The sequence below is a fragment of the Blastocatellia bacterium genome (genome assembly GCA_025055075.1).
Taxonomy (GTDB): domain Bacteria; phylum Acidobacteriota; class Blastocatellia; order HR10; family HR10; genus HR10.
Genome location: JANWYV010000035.1, coordinates 77,521 through 97,969, shown reverse-complemented (window position 1 = coordinate 97,969; position 20,449 = coordinate 77,521). Strand labels below are relative to the sequence as shown.

At 60.5% G+C, this 20,449-nt stretch carries 14 protein-coding genes; 7 read left to right on the top strand and 7 right to left on the bottom strand.

What is annotated here, in order from left to right; translation table 11 throughout:
* The first annotated feature begins 11 nt into the window (after nucleotides 1–11).
* On the top strand, nucleotides 12–1,265 hold the full coding sequence (gene rho / locus NZ746_09560) for a transcription termination factor Rho (GenBank protein ID MCS6817615.1): 1,254 nt from the start codon (nucleotides 12–14) through the stop codon (nucleotides 1,263–1,265).
* A 106-nt stretch (nucleotides 1,266–1,371) separates the two neighbouring features.
* The gene (locus NZ746_09555; protein ID MCS6817614.1) at nucleotides 1,372–2,007 is read left to right on the top strand and encodes a hypothetical protein; all 636 of its coding nucleotides are present in this window, start codon (nucleotides 1,372–1,374) and stop codon (nucleotides 2,005–2,007) included.
* A gap of 132 nt (nucleotides 2,008–2,139) precedes the next feature.
* Here NZ746_09555 and NZ746_09550 read toward each other — a convergent pair whose 3' ends face one another.
* From NZ746_09550 to prfB, 3 genes are all read right to left on the bottom strand, one after another.
* Nucleotides 2,140–3,882: a phosphoenolpyruvate carboxykinase (GTP) gene (locus NZ746_09550; protein MCS6817613.1), complete on the bottom strand. Its 1,743-nt coding sequence runs from the start codon at nucleotides 3,880–3,882 to the stop codon at nucleotides 2,140–2,142.
* A gap of 209 nt (nucleotides 3,883–4,091) precedes the next feature.
* A complete protein-coding gene (locus NZ746_09545; protein ID MCS6817612.1) occupies nucleotides 4,092–6,518 on the bottom strand; it encodes a DNA translocase FtsK in 2,427 nt (808 codons plus the stop codon).
* Nucleotides 6,519–6,574: 56 nt separating this feature from the next.
* A protein-coding gene (gene prfB / locus NZ746_09540) for a peptide chain release factor 2 (protein ID MCS6817611.1) occupies nucleotides 6,575–7,700 on the bottom strand; the annotation gives its coding sequence in 2 pieces (ribosomal slippage) (nucleotides 6,575–7,639 and nucleotides 7,641–7,700; 1,125 coding nt in all).
* 163 nt (nucleotides 7,701–7,863) lie between these two features.
* On the opposite strand from prfB, the gene coaD reads away from it, so the two are divergent.
* The 5 genes from coaD (at nucleotide 7,864) to NZ746_09515 (ending at nucleotide 12,295) form a co-directional block, all read left to right on the top strand.
* On the top strand, nucleotides 7,864–8,346 hold the full coding sequence (gene coaD / locus NZ746_09535) for a pantetheine-phosphate adenylyltransferase (GenBank protein MCS6817610.1): 483 nt from the start codon (nucleotides 7,864–7,866) through the stop codon (nucleotides 8,344–8,346).
* 26 nt (nucleotides 8,347–8,372) lie between these two features.
* On the top strand, nucleotides 8,373–9,584 hold the full coding sequence (locus NZ746_09530; GenBank protein ID MCS6817609.1) for a pyridoxal phosphate-dependent aminotransferase: 1,212 nt from the start codon (nucleotides 8,373–8,375) through the stop codon (nucleotides 9,582–9,584).
* Nucleotides 9,585–9,732: 148 nt separating this feature from the next.
* Nucleotides 9,733–10,305, top strand: coding sequence for a hypothetical protein (locus NZ746_09525; protein ID MCS6817608.1), 573 nt, complete (start codon nucleotides 9,733–9,735; stop codon nucleotides 10,303–10,305).
* Nucleotides 10,278–10,607 carry a YraN family protein gene (locus NZ746_09520; protein ID MCS6817607.1) on the top strand — a complete coding sequence of 110 codons (330 nt, stop codon included), beginning with the start codon at nucleotides 10,278–10,280 and terminating at the stop codon, nucleotides 10,605–10,607. The genes NZ746_09525 and NZ746_09520 overlap by 28 nt, the downstream gene beginning before the upstream one ends.
* A 122-nt stretch (nucleotides 10,608–10,729) precedes the next feature.
* Nucleotides 10,730–12,295 (top strand): M20/M25/M40 family metallo-hydrolase, encoded by a 1,566-nt coding sequence (locus NZ746_09515; GenBank protein MCS6817606.1) that lies wholly within the window; start codon nucleotides 10,730–10,732, stop codon nucleotides 12,293–12,295.
* A 54-nt stretch (nucleotides 12,296–12,349) separates the two neighbouring features.
* Here NZ746_09515 and NZ746_09510 read toward each other — a convergent pair whose 3' ends face one another.
* The 4 genes from NZ746_09510 to NZ746_09495 all read right to left on the bottom strand — a co-directional run bounded on the left by NZ746_09510 (nucleotide 12,350) and on the right by NZ746_09495 (nucleotide 20,271).
* Nucleotides 12,350–16,300, bottom strand: coding sequence for a GAF domain-containing protein (locus tag NZ746_09510; protein MCS6817605.1), 3,951 nt, complete (start codon nucleotides 16,298–16,300; stop codon nucleotides 12,350–12,352).
* Between the two features lie 106 nt (nucleotides 16,301–16,406).
* On the bottom strand, nucleotides 16,407–16,868 hold the full coding sequence (locus tag NZ746_09505) for a response regulator (GenBank protein MCS6817604.1): 462 nt from the start codon (nucleotides 16,866–16,868) through the stop codon (nucleotides 16,407–16,409).
* Complete coding sequence (locus tag NZ746_09500; protein ID MCS6817603.1) at nucleotides 16,865–19,915, bottom strand: ATP-binding protein; 3,051 nt, start codon at nucleotides 19,913–19,915, stop codon at nucleotides 16,865–16,867. The genes NZ746_09505 and NZ746_09500 overlap by 4 nt, the downstream gene beginning before the upstream one ends.
* Nucleotides 19,916–20,004: 89 nt before the next feature.
* Nucleotides 20,005–20,271, bottom strand: a complete 267-nt coding sequence (locus NZ746_09495) for a helix-turn-helix domain-containing protein (protein MCS6817602.1) — start codon at nucleotides 20,269–20,271, stop codon at nucleotides 20,005–20,007.
* Nucleotides 20,272–20,449 lie beyond the last annotated feature (178 nt).

Here is a 20,449-nt window from a genome sequence, read left to right as displayed (position 1 = left end):
CGCCTATGACCCTGGACATCAATGGCTTGAGGGAGTTGAGTCTCTCGCGGCTGGCGCGAATCGCCGAGGACCTCGGCGTCCCAAACGCGAGGGATCTCCGCAAGCACGAGTTGATCTTCAAGATCCTTCAAGCGCAGGCCGAGCGCCACGGCCTCCTCTTCGTCGAGGGCGTGCTCGAATGTCTCCCCGAAGGATTCGGGTTCCTGCGTTCGCCCGAACATCAGTATCTGCCGAGTCCGGAGGACGTGTACGTCTCCCCATCGCAGATTCGGCGATTCCATCTGCGCACGGGCGATGTCGTCGCCGGACAGGTGCGTCCGCCCGGCAACGGCGAGCGATATTTCGCGCTCCTCAAGGTGGAGGCGATCAACCACGAGCCGCCAGAATGGCATCGGGAGAAGATCCCTTTCGATCATCTCACTCCGCTCTATCCGTGCGAGCGGATTCGGATGGAGGTGGGGCCGGAGAATCTCTCGGCGCGCGTCTTAGACCTATTGACGCCGATCGGAAAGGGACAGCGGGGATTGATCGTTTCTCCACCACGAGCGGGCAAGACGATGCTCTTGCAGAACATCGCGAATTCCATCACGCGGAATCATCCAGAGATCATCCTCATCGTCCTCCTGATTGACGAGCGCCCCGAGGAGGTGACCGATATGGTGCGCTCGGTTCACGGAGAGGTCATCAGCTCCACCTTCGATGAACCGGCGACGCGCCATATCCAAGTAGCTGAGATGGTCCTCGAGAAGGCGAAGCGATTGGTCGAGCATGGACGCGACGTCGTCATCCTCCTAGACTCGATCACGCGGCTGGCGCGCGCGTATAACGCCACAGTTCCCTCCTCGGGGAGAGTCCTCTCGGGCGGCATCGAAGCGAATGCCTTGCGCTATCCCAAGCGCTTCTTCGGAGCCGCGCGCAATATTGAGGAAGGAGGCTCACTCACGATTCTCGCCACAGCGCTTATTGATACGGGATCGCGCATGGACGACGTCATCTTCGAGGAGTTCAAGGGAACGGGCAACATGGAGATTCATCTCGATCGTCGCCTCGTGGATAAGCGCATCTTCCCAGCCATTGACATCTTGCGTTCGGGCACGCGGAAGGAGGAGCTGCTCATTCCACCTGACGACCTCAATCGCATCTTCGTCCTGAGACGTATCCTCAGCCAGCTCTCACCCGTGGAGGCGATGGAGCTGCTCTTGGAGAAGCTGAGTAAGACCCGCTCGAATGCCGAATTCCTCGCCTCCATGCAAAATCTCGATTGAATTTCTCTCGGCGCGCTTGCGATTGACAGGGGGCGAGACGGGGATTTATGATCTCGCCGGATCTGCGTGGAGGAGATCCCGAGGGGAGGGGATGATGAGGGGCGGAGTGAAGAGAGTCCTGATCAGCATGGCCGTCATCGTGGGGATGCATCTGGTCATTGGGACTTTGATCTCGCTCTATGCGCAGCGCATCGCGGAAGCAGAATCGGAACCGCTGATGGCGACGCTGCGATTTGGGAATCCTTTGTTCTTGGCCATCACGCTGGGAAGTTACTTCATCGGTGGCTTGATCCTCGGCCTCATGCAAGAGCGCGTCATCTTGGGGGAGCCGGTCGTCACGGCCCTTGGGGCGATGGTCGTAACCTCGCTCGCCGTCTTGAGCGGAGCACCGGAGACCATCTTCCTGGTCTCCTTCGCGAGGGCGGGAGCGTGGATGTCCTTCCTGATCACGATCGCCATTGGTATTGTCGTGACGGTGGCTGGGGCGCTGATTGGGGAGCGCCTGCGAACGCCAGCGGAGGAAACTCCTCTTGTGCGGGCTTCGGTCGCGACGGGATTGGGATTGGTGATCATTGGACCGTTCCTCCTGCTCATGCCTTACGGGCTCCCGTGGTATATCGTGGTGATCGCCATCCTGGTTGTCCTCGTGTTGGTGGGCGTGGCCTACTATCTCTTCGTCGAAGGTCCGACCTTTGAGAAAGAGGTGAGCGAGATCTCCATCAGTCCGGAACGGAAGGAGTGAGGGGGACGCTCCCGACGGATTTGCGCTCCCGATGACGGATGCCTTTTCCGAAGATGGGAGGAGCTTGACTCCTACAGGCGGGGGACCAAAGGCCCCTCGCCGAGGATTCAAGCCTCGTGAGGGGCGGGTCCTTCATCCCAAGCGACGCATAAGCTGGCGATGCTGCTGCCACAGCTCTTCAGGGAGGCGATTGCCGAATCGGCGGAAAAATTCGGCAATGGCTTCCGCTTCCTGACGCCATTCGTTGGGATCCACGCGCAGCAACTCCCGCACCGTTTCTTTCGAGAGCGCGAGCCCGTCCAAATCGAGGGCTTGAGGCGTGGGGACATAGCCAATCGGCGTCTCCTGGGCGTCGCCACGTCCGTTCACTCGTTCGATGATCCATAGGAGGACGCGGAGGTTCTCGCCGAATCCCGGCCAGAGAAACCGACCGCTCTCATCCGTGCGGAACCAGTTGACGTGAAAGATGCGGGGCATTTTCGAACTCCGGGTGCCCATCCGAAGCCAGTGGCGAAAGTAATCGGCCATGTTGTAACCGCAGAAAGGCAACATCGCCATGGGATCGCGCCGCACGATGCCAATCTCTCCCATTGCGGCAGCCGTGGTCTCCGAGGCCATGCTCGCTCCAACGAAGACGCCGTGCGCCCAATCGAACGCCTCATAGACGAGGGGAGCCACGCGCGCTCGTCGTCCGCCAAAGAGAATTGCTGAGATCGGCACCCCCTGCGGATCCTCCCAGCGCGGAGAGATCGAAGGACATTGGCGTGCTGGCGCCGTGAAACGCGCGTTGGGATGAGCGGCTGGCCGACCGCTGGCCGGCGTCCAAGGCTTCCCCTGCCAATCGTAGACGAATTCCGGCGGGTCGCTCATCCCCTCCCACCAGGGCGTCCCTTCCGGCGTCAGCGCCACATTCGTGAAGATAGAGTTTCGCGAGAGCGCGACCATCGCATTGGGATTCGTCTTCATGCTCGTGCCGGGAGCGACGCCGAAGAATCCCGTCTCCGGGTTCACCGCCCAGAGGCGGCCGTCCGGCCCGAATCGCAGCCATGCGATGTCATCGCCGACGGTCCAAACCTTGTAGCGACCCAAGGCCGGTGGAGGGACGAGCATAGCGAGGTTCGTCTTCCCGCAAGCGCTCGGGAAGGCGCCGGCCAAATACGTCACATTCCCCTCTGGATCCTCGACTCCGATGATCAGCATGTGTTCGGCCAACCATCCTTCATCCCGCGCCTCGACGCTCGCGATGCGCAGCGAATGGCATTTCTTTCCGAGCAACGCATTGCCGCCGTATCCCGAGCCGATGCTCCAGATGGCGCGCTCCTCAGGGAAATGGCAGATATAGCGGCGTTCCGGACTCAGGTCGCCCAGCGAGTGCAGGCCGCGGACGAAGCGATCGGAATCCCCAAGATGTTCGAGCGCGATCTTTCCCATGCGCGTCATGATGCGCATGTTCACGACGACATACGGACTATCGGTCACCTCGACGCCGACTTCGCTGAAGGGAGAATCGGGCGGCCCCATCAGATAGGGGACGATGTACATCGTTCTCCCCTTCATGCAACCGCGAAAGAGGGAGCCCACACGCTCATGCGCCTCCTGCGGGGACATCCAATTGTTCGTCGGTCCAGCGTCCTCCGGATTCGGCGTGCAGATGAACGTCAGGTGTTCGGTCCGAGCAACGTCCGTTGGATGGCTGCGATGCAGATAGCAATTGGGATACTTCTGCTCGTTGAGCCGCAAGAGCGTTCCATCGCTGAGCATGCCCTCAATGAGGGCATGATATTCGTTCTCCGATCCGTCGCACCAGATGACGCGATCCGGCTGCGTCGTTCGCGCCACTTCTTCGATCCATTCGTTGAGGGCTTTGCTGCACATATGAGTGCCTCCTGAAAAGAGATAAAAAGCGAACCTGTGATGCGCTTTTGATGAGAGCGATCTCCGTCAGGAGAAGAGAGACGATTCTCGCCCGAGGCGCCGCGAAAAAAGCCATGAGGAAATCACAGAGACTCTTATCGCTCTCTTTCATCGCTGCACTCCAGAATTACCCGCTGCAGCAAAATTATACTGGGTCGGCGGGACCTTTTCTACCTCTCAGCTTCCATCTCTCGGAGGCGTTCGCGAAATTCGAGGGCCTTGCGGGTGATGGCGCGCGGACGCGGCCCATCAGCGGGTTCCACATACCCCTCGCGTTCCATCATGTCGATGATCGAAGCCGCGCGCCCGTAGCCGATGCGCAAACGGCGTTGAAGAACGGAGGTGGAGGCGCGCCCCATCTCCACGACGATCTTAAGGGCTTCTTCGTACAGCTCGTCGCGTTTCTCTCCCCCACTTTGGGCGGCGGCATACTCTTTGTCCGACATCAAGACGGTCTCATCGTATTGCGGCGCACCTTGGGCTTTCAGGAACTCCACCAGACGCTTGATCTCCGTCTCTTCGAGGAACGCGCCATGCACGCGCACCAAGCGCGAAGAGCCGGGCGGCAGAAAGAGCATGTCGCCGCGCCCCAGAAGGGCCTCAGCGCCGTTGGTGTCGAGGATCGTGCGCGAGTCCACCTTCGAGGAAACGCGAAAGGCAATCCGGCAGGGGAAGTTCGCCTTGATGAGCCCTGTAATGACGTCCACCGAGGGTCGTTGCGTCGTCAGGACGAGATGAATGCCGACGGCCCGTGCCATCTGCGCCAAGCGAGTGATCGCCGCTTCGACCTCGCTTGAGGCGACCATCATCAAATCCGCCAGTTCATCAATGATGATGACGATGTACGGGAGCGGACGAGCGGACTCTCCGCTTCCCAGCGCAAACGACCGATCCGTGAGATCGCGGATCTCGCGGTTGAATTGCTCGATGTTGCGCACGCCGAAGCTCGCGAGCAGTTTGTAGCGGTTCTCCATCTCCGCGACCGCCCATTTCAAGGCATAGGCGGCGCGTTTCGGATCGGTGACGATGGGCGCCAGCAAATGGGGAATGCCATCGTAGAGTCCCAATTCCAAGCGCTTCGGGTCAATGAGAATGAACCGCGCTTCCTCGGGCGTCGCTTTGAAGAGGATGGAAGCGAGGATGCAATTGACCGTCATGGACTTGCCCGAGCCCGTTGCTCCCGCGATCAGAAGGTGTGGCATCTTCGCCAAGTCACTGATGTAGACTCCGCCATCAATCGTCTTGCCCAAAGCGATCGTCAGACGAGAGCGGGATTCCTGGAATTTCTTCGACTCAATGATCTCGCGCAGTCGGATCAGCTCGCGATGCTTGTTCGGGACCTCGATGCCGATGGTGGACTTGCCAGGGATGCGATCAATGCGAATGGATTCGGCTTCGAGGGCCAGACAAAGGTCCTCGACCAAACTGACGATGCGGCTGTATTTGATCCCCGGATCGGGTTTGAACTCGAAGGTCGTCACGACCGGGCCGGGGCTGATCTGATGCACATGGCCGGTGATGCCGAATTCTTTGAACTTCTCGGCCAGGAGAACAGCGCGTTGCATCAGCTCGTCATGGGCCTGTTCGTGTGGGGGCGGAGGTTCGATGAGCATCTCGGTGGAGGGGAGTTGGAATCGCCCACTCCGGTTCATCACGCCAGAACGTTCCGTGGGACTGGCTTTTTCCACTTGCTTGGCGCTTCGGACCGAAGCCGTTGAGAGCATCTCGGCAATGGGATCCGCTACGGCTTGACGCGCCGGTTCGCCGCGTTCGCGTCGCGCGGTCGGGATCGGCGATGGGTCTCGACGTTCGATGATCTCTTCGACATCCACGGGCACCGGAGGGACGGGGCTGCGCGTCCTCAGTTTCGCCTCAAGCTCTGCTTCTGAAAGGGAGAGCGCGGGTTCCGTTGCTCGTTCCTCAGGCGGGGCCGGTCGCTCTGATGCCGTCGCCGATTTCGCGAAGTCGAGGGTGTCCCAAGCGACGATCTTCGGCTTCGGCGTGCTCGTGGACCCCGGGGTTGATGGCGTTGGTGTTTCAGGAGCAGGCTCGATGGGCTTGGGGGAGCGAGCAACGAGGTGGCGTATGGCGCGAATGGCGGCCTCTCCAGCGGCGATGATGGAGAAATTCCCCACGGTCATGAGCGCGAGGAGCAGCGTCACGCCGAGCACCAAAGCCGCCCCCACCGTATTCAAGATGGCCACAAGCTGTGTCGCTACCATCGTTCCCAGCATTCCGCCGGGACGAACCGTCGGCCACACAACGTAATCCTTGGGGAAAAGTACGCTCAGGAATCCCGCCCCGGCCAGCAAGACGCCCATCCAACCCAGGCCCTTCATCAGCGGCGCTCGAAGAGGTCGCGATCGCAGTTTCGCCCACGCCCAGCCGAAGAGCAGCGCGGGAACTCCAAAAGCAGCCAGTCCGAGCATCTGAAGCCAGAAATCGGCCAGATATGCGCCGACGCGCCCGACCTTGTTCTGGACGCTGGAGCGAGAGGTGAGCACGTTCCATGAGGGATCCTCCGGATGATAGGAGAGGACGCTCAGCAAGAAGATCACCCCGATGGCCAACAGCAAAAGACCCAGGATTTCATCCACGCGCGAGCGCGAGGACCTGTCCATAGGAGGATGAGAGGCGACCATGCGCGTCCTCTTCAACCCGTCTTCGTCGGCGCCGGCTCAAGGGCGCCCCGTCGCTTCGCGATCAGATACTGCCGGATGAACTCATCAATCTCGCCATCCAAGACGGCATCCACATCGCTCGTCTCGTAGCGCGTGCGCAGATCTTTCACCAGCTTGTAGGGATGGAGGACATAGCTTCGGATTTGCGAACCGAAGCTGATCTCGCGCTTATTCTGCTCAAACTGCTGCCGTTCGGCCAAGCGCTTCTGTCGCTCGTGTTCGTAGAGCTTGGCCCGGAGAATTCGCATGGCCATCTCGCGGTTCTGATGCTGGGAGCGTTGATTCTGACAGGAGACAACGATCCCCGTCGGCAGGTGTGTGATGCGTACGGCCGATTCCGTCTTATTGACATGTTGCCCTCCAGCGCCGGAGGAACGGAACGTCTCGATGCGCAGGTCCTTCTCATCGATCTCGATGACGATGTCCTCGCCCAGGTCGGGATAGACGGAGACCGAAGCGAAGCTCGTCTCGCGGCTGTGCGCAATATTGAAGGGCGAGAGGCGCACAAGCCGATGCACGCCCGATTCGGCGCTCAGGTAGCCATAGGCATATTCCCCCTCGACGCGGAACGTCGCCGACTTGATGCCCGCTTCTTGACCCGGCTGTAGGTCGAGCAGTTCGGTCTTATAGCCGTGCTTCTCGGCCCAGCGCAAATAGAGGCGCAGGAGCATCTCCGCCCAATCTTGCGCGTCCGTTCCTCCCGCTCCCGCCGTGATCGTGACGATGGCGTTGCCCGCATCGTGCTCTCCGGAGAGCAGCGCCTTCAACTCCATCTCCTCGATCTCAGTCGCCAGGCGGGAGGTACGTTCGCGCAGTTCCTGGAAGAACGCTTCGTCTTCTTGAGCCAAATCGAGGAGAACCTCGATCTCCTCCAGCTCGTGCTCGATGCGCTCTAGGGCTTCGATCTCGGATTCCAAGCGGTGTCGAACGCGCAGCGTCTGTCCCGCGCGCGCCGGATCATTCCAAAAATCCGGCTGCGCCATCGTCTCCTCGAGTCGAGCCAACTCCGCTCGCTTCGACTCGATGTCAAAGAAACCTCCTGAGTTCAAGCGCGCGTTCGCTCAGCTCTTCGTGCTTTTGGCGAAACTCTTCGATCATCGGTCCATCGCACCATGCCATTGGTTTGAATCCGACAATAGGGTAGCTTAAAATTGGCCTTTCCGCAATGACTTTGTGCGGATGAGCGGACCGCGTGATGCGGAGGGGGCGGGAGGACAAGTCCTACCTCCCTGAATGGGAATTGAAGCAAAAGGAGGGGGGCATGCGTCGAGCGGTTTATCCGGGATCGTTCGATCCCCTCACAAATGGACATCTGGACTTGATCGAGCGAGCCGCGCGCCTCTTCGATGAGGTGATCGTCGCCGTGCTCATCAATCCGGCGAAGACGCCCCTCTTCACCGTCGAAGAGCGCGTGGAGATGATCCGCGAGGTTATTCGGTCTCCCCAGGTCCGCGTGGATACGTTCGACGGATTGCTCGTTGAGTACGTCCGCAAGGTCGGGGCACAAGTCATCATCCGAGGTATTCGCGCGATCTCCGATTACGAGTACGAATTCCAAATGGCCCTCATGAACCGGCGGCTCGATCCGACGATCGAGACGATCTTCATGATGCCGGCCGAACCCTATACCTACCTCAGCTCTCGCCTCGTGAAGGAGGTGTGCGCGCTCGGAGGAAACATCGCGGGCGTCGTTCCACCAAGCGTCGAGCGGCGGATGAGGGAGAAGCTTTTTGGAAAAATGTAATCCGATGCAGGCGGGAGGAGAAGAGGATGAGCGACGAACGAATGGTCAAAGCGGAAGAGTTTCCCGCAGCCGAGCGAGTGCAGCTCATGGAAGCCTCGTCCACGATGGCTGTCTTGCAAGCCGCCGAGCGACTGCGTGCTGCCGGACAGCGCGTGCTCGATCTGGGGGCGGGAGAGCCGGATTTTCCAACGCCCGAGCATATCAAGGAGGCGGCTCGTCGCGCTCTGGCGGAGGATTTCACTCGCTATACGCCAGCTGCCGGGATCGCTGAGTTGCGGGCGACGATCGCTCGAGTCTTGAACGAGCGCTTCGGTTCGACCTATACCCCTGAGCAGGTCATAGTGACGGCCGGAGGGAAGCAGGCGATCTTCAATGCCATTGTGACCCTCATCGAGCCGGGGGATGAGGTCTTAATCCCTGCCCCTTATTGGGTGACGTTCCCGCAGATCGTCACGTTCGCCGGCGGACGAAATGTCATCATCCCCACGGAAATGAATGCGTTTCGCCTCACGGCGGAGATGGTTGAGGAAGCGCTGACGCCAAGGGCAAAGCTTCTCATCCTCAACTCGCCGAACAATCCGACGGGGCGCGTAATCCCGCCAGCCGAGTTCGAGCGCATCGTGGAGCTAGTCGTTCAACGCGGGTGCTACGTCCTCTCCGACGAGTGCTATCGCGAGTTCGTGTATCCCCCTCATGTCCCATTCTCAGCGGCCTCGCTGCCGGAAGCTTTGCGCGAGCGCGTGTTGCTCGTCGGATCGTTCTCCAAGACCTATGCGATGACGGGATGGCGCATTGGATATGCCGTGGGCCCGCTGGCTTGGATTCGAGAGATGATCAAAGTCCAGAGCCATTCCACGTCGAATCCGACTTCGATCTCGCAGAAGGCCGCTTTGGAAGCGCTCGTGGGGCCTCAGGACTCGGTGGCGCGCATGCTTCGAGAATATCAGCGGCGGCGCGACTTCGTGGTCGAGGCGCTCAACGGCGTGCCGGGAATTCGATGCGGGGAGCCCGAAGGGGCTTTCTATGTCTTCCCCGACGTGCGGGAGTTGATGCGCGCGCGCGGCGTTCGGACATCGAGGGACTTGGAGGCGCGCCTTCTCGAGGAATGTCAGATCGCCCTCACCGCAGGGGTGTCTTTCGGCACAGAGGGATATGTGCGTATCTCCTACGCTACATCTTTCGAGGTGCTTCAAGAGGCTGTCGCGCGATTACTCGAATTCGCTCGGGCGCAGGCGTGAGGGGATGAGGTTGCGAAGAACGGCGTAATCCACGTGAGGGAGGGAAGCCTCGGCGCGAAAGGATGCTCATGCGAGTACGAAGTTGCTCGCTTTCACGAGGCCAGTGTGATACATCGTCAGGCGAAATAGAGTAGGGAACGGTAGAATCATGGCGTTCACGGTGAGTGAGTTCTCCGATCTGATTCGCCTTTTGGCGCAGCACCCGGAGTGGCAGGCTGAATTGCGCCGTCTGATTTTGACGGAGGACCTCTTGAGGCTCCCGGCTATCATCCGGGAGTTGGCTGAAGCACAGCGGCAATTAGCCCTGGCGCAGCGGCGCACGGAAGAGCGCCTGGAGGAATTAGCGGTTGTCGTCGCTCGGTTGGAGGCAATGGTAGAGCAGTTGGTGCAGGCGCAGCGACGGACGGAGGAACGAGTGGACCAGTTAGAAAAACGCGTGGAGCGATTAGAGAGCGTGGTGGAGCGACTGGCGGATGCGCAACGGCGGGCGGAGGAACGAATGGAACGGTTAGAAGCTGCCGCGGAACAGTTGGCCAAGGCACAGCAGCGGATGGAGAAGCGCATGGAACGCGTGGAAGCGGCCATTAGGGAGATAGGGCAGTTTCAGAGAGCACTTGGAGCGACGATTGAAGAAGAAAAGAAGAAGCCGAAAGCGTGCTCCTCACGGTGTTGGAGGAAAAGGGATATCGTCTTTTGGCCGAACCTTCCACCCTCTCTCTGAACGGAGAGATTGACGTCGTCGTCCCTGTTCAGGATCCGACAGGTGAGACGATCTGTGTGATCGTCGAGGTTAAGACGCGGCTGAGCCGCCGCGTCGTACGCGATCAGGCGCAGCAGATGCAGTCTGCCGGATGGCAGAAGCGACTTCGGGCCGCCGGCGTGCCGGGACCATGCTTGGCCTACGTCTTCGGCGTGCGAATCGATCAGCATACCGTTGCCGCCGTTCGGGAACATGGAATCGGGCTGTTGACAGGGCGCGGAGAGCGTGTTCCGCCTCGCGAAGTGTTCATTCCTCGCTCCTGAAGGCGTGGGGGCGTTGTGTCCCTCCGAATATTCGCGAAGCATTGATCAACCTTGCCTTTTCAGACGGATTCATGTATCTCTGCACGGCTGAAGTCGAGCATTCCACAACGGAGGGAGGGAGTATGAGGCGTCACATGGCCGTGTTCCTCTTTCTGCTGCTCGTCATCCCTCCGCTGGTTCGGGCCGAAGAACCAGTGGATTTGCAGGTGATCGCGCGGATCAAGCAGGAGGGATTTGGGAATTCCAAGGTCATGGAGATCGCGAGTTATTTAACGGATGTGTATGGGCCGCGGTTGACGGGCTCCCCGAATCTGAAAGCGGCGAGTGAATGGGCGCGCGAGAAGTTCAAGGAGTGGGGACTCTCGAACGCCCGACTGGAGCCATGGGGGACCTTCGGGCGCGGGTGGTCGGTCGAGCGATTTTCCATTGAGATGCTCGAGCCGACGTACATGCCGATCATCGCCTATCCGAAGGCGTGGACGCCGGGAACCGAAGGCACAGTGGTGGGCTCTCCGGTGTTAGTCACCCTTCGCTCGGAGGAGGATTTCGCGGCCTACAAAGGGAAGCTCAAGGGAGCCATCGTCATGCTGCAGCCGCCGCGTCAAGTAGTCACGCGCTTTGAGCCGGACGCGCGGCGGCATAGCGAGGACGATTTGAAACGTCTGGCGCAGGCTCCGGAACCAGGCGTGCGCTCTCCCATGGAAGCGCAACGAGAGGAACTACGCGCTCAGCGCGCCCTCCAGGAAAAGATCCAGCGGTTCCTCCGTGAGGAGGGGGTGGCTGTCGTGCTTGAACCGAGTCGAGGGGAACACGGAACGATCTTCGTCACGGGAGGCGGATCCTATCGGATCAATGCGGAACCGGCAGTACCGTCGCTTGTCGTCGCGATCGAGCATTATGCGCGGATCGCTCGGTTGCTGGAGAAGAAGATCCCCGTGAAACTGGAGATCACCATTAGGACCCGCTTTCACGATGATGACCTGCAAGGTTACAACGTGCTCGCGGAGATCCCCGGCGTCGATCCGAAGCTGAAGGATGAACTCGTGATGTTGGGCGCGCACTTAGACTCCTGGCATGCGGGCACAGGGGCGACCGATAATGCCGCCGGATCGGCCGTTGTCATGGAGGCCGTGCGGATTCTCAAAGCGATCGGCGTCCAACCGCGACGCACCATTCGCGTCGCCCTCTGGACAGGAGAGGAGCAAGGGCTCTTGGGCTCGCGCGCTTATGTGGAGAAGTATTTCGGCGATCCGCGCACGATGGAGCTGAAGCCCGCTCATGCGAAGATCTCCGTCTATTTCAATCTCGACAACGGGACGGGGCGGATACGCGGCATCTATCTTCAGGGCAATGATGCTGTGCGCCCGATCTTCGAAGCCTGGCTGCGTCCTTTCCACGATTTGGGAGCGACGACGGTGACGATTCGCGGGACGGGAGGCACCGATCATCTCGCTTTCGATGCCGTGGGCATTCCGGCCTTTCAATTCATCCAAGATCCAATCGATTACAGCACGCGCACCCATCACACGAATATGGACGTGTACGATCGGCTCTTGCCGAGCGATCTGATGCAAGCGGCGGTGATCATGGCGTCGTTCGTTTATCACGCGGCCATGCGTGATGAGAAACTCCCTCGCAAGCCGCTGCCGCGACCGCAGCCTGGGCCTCAGATTCCGCCGCAGGAGTGATATCCGCTGCTGGGGCCTCGCCTCGCGCGGGGCCCCGCATGAGAGGGGTGAGAGCTACGCATCGAGCGCCTGACGCACGATGCGGGCCAATTCCCTTCGCTCGTAGGGCTTCTGCACGACACCCAATGCCCCTTGCGCGAGCAATTCGGCAGCGACGTGCTCCGGGCTATAGCCGGTGATCAACAGGATCTTGGCCTTCGGATTGATGCGACGTAGCTGATGAAAGGCCTCATGCCCACTCATACGCGGCATGACGACATCCAGCAGGATCAGATCAATTTGCGAGTGCCAGGTTGAGTAGAGGGCCACACCTTCCTGACCATCGCGCGCGGTGAGCACGTGATATCCGAGCGACTGGAGCATCTGCCGAGCGAGTTCAAGGATGACCGCTTCATCTTCGATCACGAGGATGGTCTCGTGTCCACCCGGAGGCTCCTCTTCCTCGAAGGAGGGTTTGTCGAAGACAGGCAAGGAGGCGGAAGCAGGCAGATAGAGATGAAACCGAGTCCCTTGCCCTGGTTCGCTCTCGACATCAATCCATCCGCCATGCGCCTTGATGATCCCGTATGCGACAGCCAGTCCGAGGCCCGTTCCCTTACCGACTTCCTTCGTCGTGAAGAACGGTTCGAAGATGTGCGGCAGAATGTGCGGAGGGATGCCGGAACCGGTGTCGCTGATCGTCACCCGTGCGAAGCGTCCCGGTCGAACATGAGGGACCGGTGGAACCTCCACGTCTGCGAGCCGCGCTTCGATGCGCAAGCGTCCGCCGGCCGGCATGGCATCGCGCGCGTTGATGGCGATGTTGAGGAGCACCTGCTGGAGTTGGGACGGGTTGGCCTCGACGAAGAGCGCTTCTTGTGGCAGATCTAACTCGATCTCGATATGCTCCGGCAGCGTGCGTCCAAGCAGAGCGGTGACCTCGACGAGAAAACCACGGAGGTTGCACCTCTCCCGCTCGCCCGTAGAGGGACGACCGAAGAGCAGGAGTTGCCGCACGAGATCGCGCGCGCGCGCCCCGAGGGAGAGGATGTGGCGGAGATCTTCGGCGACCGGATGATTCGAGCCCAGCTCCATGAGCGCCAGTTCGGCGAACCCCATCATTCCCGTGAGGATATTGTTGAAGTCGTGAGCGATACCTCCGGCGAGCGTGCCGATGGATTCCATCTTTTGCGCCTGATAGAGTTGCTCCTGCAATTTCAATCGGGCCTCCTCCTCGCGGAGTCGCTCGATCTCGGCGCCCACGCGTTGGCCAATGATTTGCAGTGGATACGCATCGACTTCAGTGAATGAGCGCGGACGTTTTCCGAAGGCGTTGACCACGCCCAACACTTCCCCGGTACTGCTGAGAATCGGCGCACCGATGTAGGATTCGATGCGGAGGGTTGTTAAGATTTCGTCCTCGGGGAACGCTTCCCACGCGCCGCGCGAATAGGCGCACCACTCGGCGCGCGAGATGATATTCTCGCAAGGGGTTCCATGCAGCGGATAAGAGAGGTCATGCTGAAGCTCCCCGTCGCTGTAGAAGGCCAGCGCGCGCACCCGAGTACCTCCTTCTACCACGCCGAGCGAGGCATATTCGACTTCGAAAAGTTGCGCGAGGGTGCGAGCCGCATGATCGAACAACTCCTGTCGCTGGAACCGGGTGACCAGATCGTAAATGCGCGCTAAGTGTTCGCGAGTGCGTCGTTCCGCTTCCTCGGCGCGCTTTCGCTCGATGATCACAGCGATGTGATTGGCGACGGAGGCCAGGAATCCTAAGTCGCGATCCGTGTAGGCGTGTTCATCCTCATAATGTTGGACGACAAGCACGCCGATCGTCTCCCTCGGCGTGCGCAATGGCACGCCCAGCCAGCACGCCGAAGGGGTTCCCACGAGTTCCAATTCCCCTCGCTCGATCAACTGACGGCAGCGCTCTCGTGTGAGTCGTTGCGGTCGTCCGGTCCGAAAGACATAGGCCGTGGCCGTCTTCTCCAAACGCATGGGGGGAGGTGGAGCGTCGTACTGATCGGCGAAGTAGGGGAAGTGGAAATAGCCGGTTTGCGCGTCATACAGCGCGATGAAGAAATTCTCTGCTAGGAGGACGCGGTTCAGAGCGCGATGGATCACAGGGAATAACTCATCGAGATCGGCGATCGCCGTGGCCCCTTGCGTGATCTCCAGCATCGCTTCGCGCTCAGCTTCTGCCCGCTTCAACTCAGTGATGTCCAGGAGCGCACCCTCGTAATAGAGCACGCGCCCATCGGCATCGCGGACGACGCGCACGACGTCGTGCACCCAGCGTATTCGTCCTGTGCGAGTCCGAACCTGGTATTCGCTCTCGAACACTCCATGCTGCTCGACCTGCTGGCACCACGGCTCGCGATCCTGCGGGTTCGCCCATATCTCGTGGGCAGGAATGGCCAGGAGCGCCTCCACGTTCGGATACTCCAGTAGGCGCGCCATCGTCGGATTCGCCATTAGCATTCGCCCCTCGGGCGTGCTCCGATAAATCCCCACAATCGCGTTCTCGAAGAGGCTGCGGTACTTCTGTTCGGAGCGCGCCAGCTCTTCATAGAGGCGAGCACTCTGGATGACGTGCGCCGCTTGATTGGCGAAGATGCTGAGCACGCGCGCGTCTTCGGGCGTGAATCCACCCGGCTTGTCCAAGGCATAGATGATGCCGATCGTCCTTCCCTCCGCGAGCATGGCGGCGACTAAGAGATTCTCGACGCCGAATTCCAAGGCAAGTGGTTGCAAAGGACGGGGGATCTCTTCCCGACGATTGGCGATGAAGGGGCCTTGCGACCGAAGATCCCAGAAGGTCCGTAACTCCTCGCTCACAACGTAGGAGGCGACTTTCGCCAGCGCGTCCTCGACCCGATATCCAGGGAGTTCCGCTCGCAAGGTCCGCGTCGTCGGATCATATGTGGCGATCACGCATCGCGTCGCACCGATCAAATGGGCGATCAGCGCCGTCAGCTCTCCGTAAACCTCGTGCGGGCTCCGAGTCAGCCCCAGGAGACGGGCGATCTCGTACAATCCGTTCAATTCGAAGACTCGATGACGCACCTCCTGATACAGACGCGCGTTCTCTAGCACGATGGCCGCGTGCTCGGCGATCAGTTGGGCGAACGTCGCATCTTCTGCGGTGAAGAAATTCGGTTGCGGCGCGCTTACGAAAAGGGCAGCGATTGGTTTCCCTCGCGTACGAAGAGGAACGCCCAAGATCGAGCGAACGCCGAGCGCCTTCACCAAATCCTCCGGCAGGAGGTCGCTCTGCGTCGCATCCGAGATGATCAACGGCCCGGAGGCTTCCTCGAGTTTCCATCGGATGGGGAATTCATCGGTTCGGCGCCCCTTGAGCGATTGCAGGACATGAGCTCGCCCGGAGCGGGTATCGTGCGTCACCACATCGAGGATCGTCTCCGCATTCCGATCCAACACATACACAGTGGCACGCTCTGCGCGGAAAGCCTCGACGCACGTTCGCGTAAGGATCTGCAACAGTTCCTGCATCTCGAGCGTGCGGCTCATTGCCTGCGTCAACGCATGTAGGATCGTTGTGCGGCGTTGTGCCTCCTCTATCTGGCGCTTCGTCTGCCGAGCTCGGATCGCCCTCTGGACCAGGGAAGGAAGCAGCTCCCAATATCCCGCCTCCTTGATCACGTAGTCGGCGGCACCTTGCTTAAGGGCCTCTGCGGCGACGCGCTCATTGCCGAGTCCCGTGATCAGGATCACCGGTACATCCAGCTCTCGATCGCGCACTCTGCGGAGGAACTCCAGGCCGTCCATCCCGGGCATTCGATAGTCAGCCAGCACGGCATCGAAGGTCTCGTGCTCCAACGCGCTCAGGCCTTCAGCAGCCGTCGCGACCGCCACGATGACGGCCTCCTGACCCAAGTGCTCTCTCAAAGCTCGCGTCTCCAACAATCGGTGGTCGGGATCGTCCTCGATCACGAGGATGCGATATGCCGATCGCTCCTCTGGAGACCAATGCCCCGTATGCTCAAACACTTGCGCTGTCATCTGGACACCTCCGCGTTAGAGGAACACACACCTCTGGGACGCTCCGCATCTGCTCACGCCTTTCGCGGAGCGCCTGACTCTTCTTCGGAAAGGCGATCGCTCCGGCTTACGGCGTCGCCCCCCAGAGCGCCGACTCTGGAGGCAGCGTGTTGACCAGAATCCAGTAGAGCTTCAACTCGCGCACCTTCTGAACGAACGCGTCGAACTGAATAGGCTTCACGATATAGGAATTCGCGCCGTTCAGATAGCTCCTCAGGATATCGGCCTCTTGTTCGGAGCTGGTCAACATGATGATGGGGATCGCCTTGAGGATGGGATCGCTCTTGATCCTCCGCAGGACCTCTAAGCCATCCACCTTCGGCAACTTGATGTCGAGCAGGATGAGCCCCGGACGTGGTGCTGAATCCGGGTCAGCGTATTTTCCCTGGCGATAGAGGTAATCGAGCGCTTCCTGCCCATCCTCGACAACGTGCACTTCGTTGAGGATGTTGTTCAGCTCCAACGCTCGTTTGATGAGCAAGACGTGATCGGGATTATCCTCGACGAGCAAGATCACGATAGGTTTCATTCGCTCCTCCTCTGCTCCGAAGATGTCGGCTCACTTGGGCGTTCCACAGAGAGAGCCGGCTCCGTCGCGTTCGACGACTCCAGGGCGATGGGAAGAGTGAACCAGAACGTGCTCCCCTTTCCGAGCCCCTCTGATTCGACCCAAACGCGTCCCTCGTGCGCCTGGATGATCCGCTTCACGATCGCCAGTCCGACGCCTGTTCCCTCGTCACCATGATATTTGCCCGCGACGCGGTAGAAGATCTCGAAGATCTTCTCTCGATGCTCGGGTGCAATGCCGATGCCGTTGTCGCGAACGAAGAAAGCGGCGACGCCTTTGGATTCCTCGCGCGCGCCGATTTCGATTTCCGGAGGGACGTTCGGACGCGAGAAGCGCAAGGCGTTGGAGATCAGATTCGCCCACACCTGGCGCAGCCGGGTACGCTCGCCAACGACCGTCGGCAAGGTGTCGGCGATGCGAACGCGCGCCTGCTTAAGCTCGATCTGTCCCTGCAGCTCGGCGAGCACCTCCTCGACGAGCTCGCGCATCGGGACCGGACGGCGCGGCTCGCGCAATCTCCCAATGCGCGAGAGCTCTAGCAATTCGGTGATGAGCCGCCGCATCTGTTCCGCGTTGGCTTGAATCCGCTCCAGATAGAAGGCCGCGTTCGGAGAGAGGTGCTCTCCCAGTTCTGTCCGAAGCAAACTCGCGAGCCCTTGCAAGGAGATAACAGGGGCTTTCAAATCGTGCGAGACCGTGTAGATGAACGACTCCAGCTCCTCCGTCTTCTCCACGAGCTGGCGCGTGCGCTCGGCGACTCGCTGCTCTAACTCTTCCGCTCGGCGCCGGATGTGCGCCGTGCGCCACCGATGCCCGGCGTAGAACAAGCCGAGTAGCGCGATTCCCATTGTCCCCCAGAACCACCATCTCTGCCAAAACGGTGCGCGGATCACGAACGCGAACGACTGCAGCGGTGACCACGCCCCGCGATATTTCCGAGCACGCACCTCGAGGACGTAAGAACCCGGCGGCAGGTTGGACACCTGCAACTCCCGACCTTCCAAAAGTGTCCACTCCTCCTGAAAGCCCATCAGTCGGTATTCGATTTGCACCTGACGTTCGTTGAGGAACGAGAAGACGGCGACCCGCGCGATCAAGGTGTTGTCCCAGTAGCGAACCTCGGGAGGACGCGCTCCTTGGAGTTCCCCCAGGAGAAAGGACCGGGTGCCGAGTCGCACCTGTTGAATGAGGAGCGCTGGAGGCTCGCCGCGCGTCAAGTCAAATCGCGGATCGTATCGGCTCAATCCGCCCATTGTCCCGAACCAGAGTGTCCCGTCCGCATCCTCCCAGAATCCACCGGCGTTCGATTCCGGATCCGCATATCCTTCTTCCACGCCGTAGTGGACGAACGTCGTGCCATCGAAGCGATCCACACCGCGGGCCGTGCCGATCCAAATGTTCCCGTGCCGATCCGCCCCAAGCGAATACACGGCATCGTTGGTCAATCCCTCGCGCGTCGTGTAATGCTGAAATGTCTTGCCGTCAAAGCGCGTCACTCCATGCGAGGAATGGTACCCGAACCAGATATGCCCGCGCGTATCCTCGCAAAGGAAGTACGGCTGATCGCTCGCCAGCCCGTCGCGCGTCGTATAGGTGCGCCAGTTCCGACCGTCCCATCGCGAGAGCCCTCGATCTCCGGAGATCCACACCCATCCACGCCGATCCACGAGGATGCGGGCGTTGGAGAACGTTTGACCTTCGACCCGGATCGGCTCCAGGCGCGCTTCCGTCCACTTGAAAACGCCGCCGGGCAGGGTTGCGATCCAGATGGCACCCGCGCGATCCTGGGCCAATGCGACTGTGAGGCCGAGGCGAGAGAGCACCGGATCTCTCCGAAAGCGCGCGCCGTCAAAGAGCGTGACGCCCGCGCGCGTTCCAATCCACAACCATCCCTGGCGATCCTCCAGCAGAGCGAAGACGTAATCGTCCGTCAGCCCATCCCGCCGCGTGAAATTTCGCCATCGCGTTCCGTCGAAACGGCTCAATCCTCCGCTGGTCCCCACCCAGAGCCATCCTCGCTGATCTCGCACAATGGGGCGGACGACATTGGAGCCGAGGCCGTCCTCGACACGATAGATCGTGAACGCCCGACTATGGAATTTGTAGAGTCCGCCCAGAACGCCGATCCACAGGATGCCCTCGCGATCCTCCAGAAGCGCTCGCACGTCGGTATACGCGAGCCCATGCCTAGCGGTGAGAGTCAAGAGGCGTTCTTGCTCGATCTTCACCAATCCCTGTGGCGTTCCTGCCCACGCGATGCCGAAGCGATCCACGCATAGCGTGACGACAGGATGAGCGGTGGCATAGAGCTTCGTCAGGCGTTCCCTCTCGTACACCCGCACCCCTTTGTTCGTTCCCACCCAAAGGCGATGCGCTCGATCTACGGCCAGCGCGCGCACGCTCTGGTTGCGCAATCCTTCCGGATCGAAAGCGACGAATCGCGATCCCGTCCAATAGGCGAGCCCTGCCTCCATTCCCGCCCAAAGCCGTCCCCGCGCATCCACAAGGAGCACATTAACTCGCGGGTCCGGAAGTCCATCCGCTGTCGTATAGGTGCGCCATCGCTGACCGTCGTAGCGACTGATCCCTCGATAAGTCCCGCACCAGATTCCTCCCTCTCGATCCACCGCGAGCGCCGTAACGCGATCGTCGGCCAATCCATCGGTTCGCGTGTAGGAGCGGAACTGCCGCCCGTCCCAGATGAACACGCCTCCTAAAGTCGCGATCCACAAGCGCCCGTGCGCATCCTCGACGATGGCGTTGATCCAGTCCTGTGCGAGCCCTTGAGCTGGCCCATAAGTGGTAAAAGCAGTCCCATCGTACCGGTTCAGCCCCGCTTGCGTCCCGATCCACAGATACCCCACTCGATCTTGATAAAGCGCTTGCACGACGGCCTGCGAGAGCCCCTCCGTTGCCGTGTAGCGGCGGAAATAGTACTGTTCGGCCGCGGCCGACGAAGTGGCGATCAGAAGGCCGATAAAGCTGAGCGCAAGGCGCCCGCTCCGCATCGCTCGCAGGCGCGCCGGTTGAAGGAAAATCTGCCCCGCGCCTCCTCCGAGGCACCCCACATTCGCGCGTGATTGCTGACGATCGCCTTTCATGTCTGCTGCGCGTTCGTCGGACGCTTCTTCGAGCTTTGAGAACCGCGCTTCGGAGAGCGCCGTTTGGTATGGAGCGCGCGACGGCAGCGCTCCTCCTGCGCCTTTCGCCATCGGTCGATGGACTCCTTGTTGAATCGCCAGTCCGTGCCGATCTTAAAGGCCGGCAGCTCCCCTCGCTTCACATAGCGACGGACCGTGTCCGGATGCACGTTCAAATACTCCGCCACTTCTTTGAGCGTGAAGACGACCTTCGGCACTGCCATCGCGATTTCTCCCGTTCAATTAGGCTTACTTCGGCTATACCGGATTTCGTTTCGCGAACGAATGTAGGACAATGCCTGCATTCGGTCAATACGGCGAAAGGCGGAATTTCTCGATACGGCGAAGAGCGGAGTTGCTACGCCTCGTAGACGGGATGTCCCAACAAGGGGCCATGGCCCG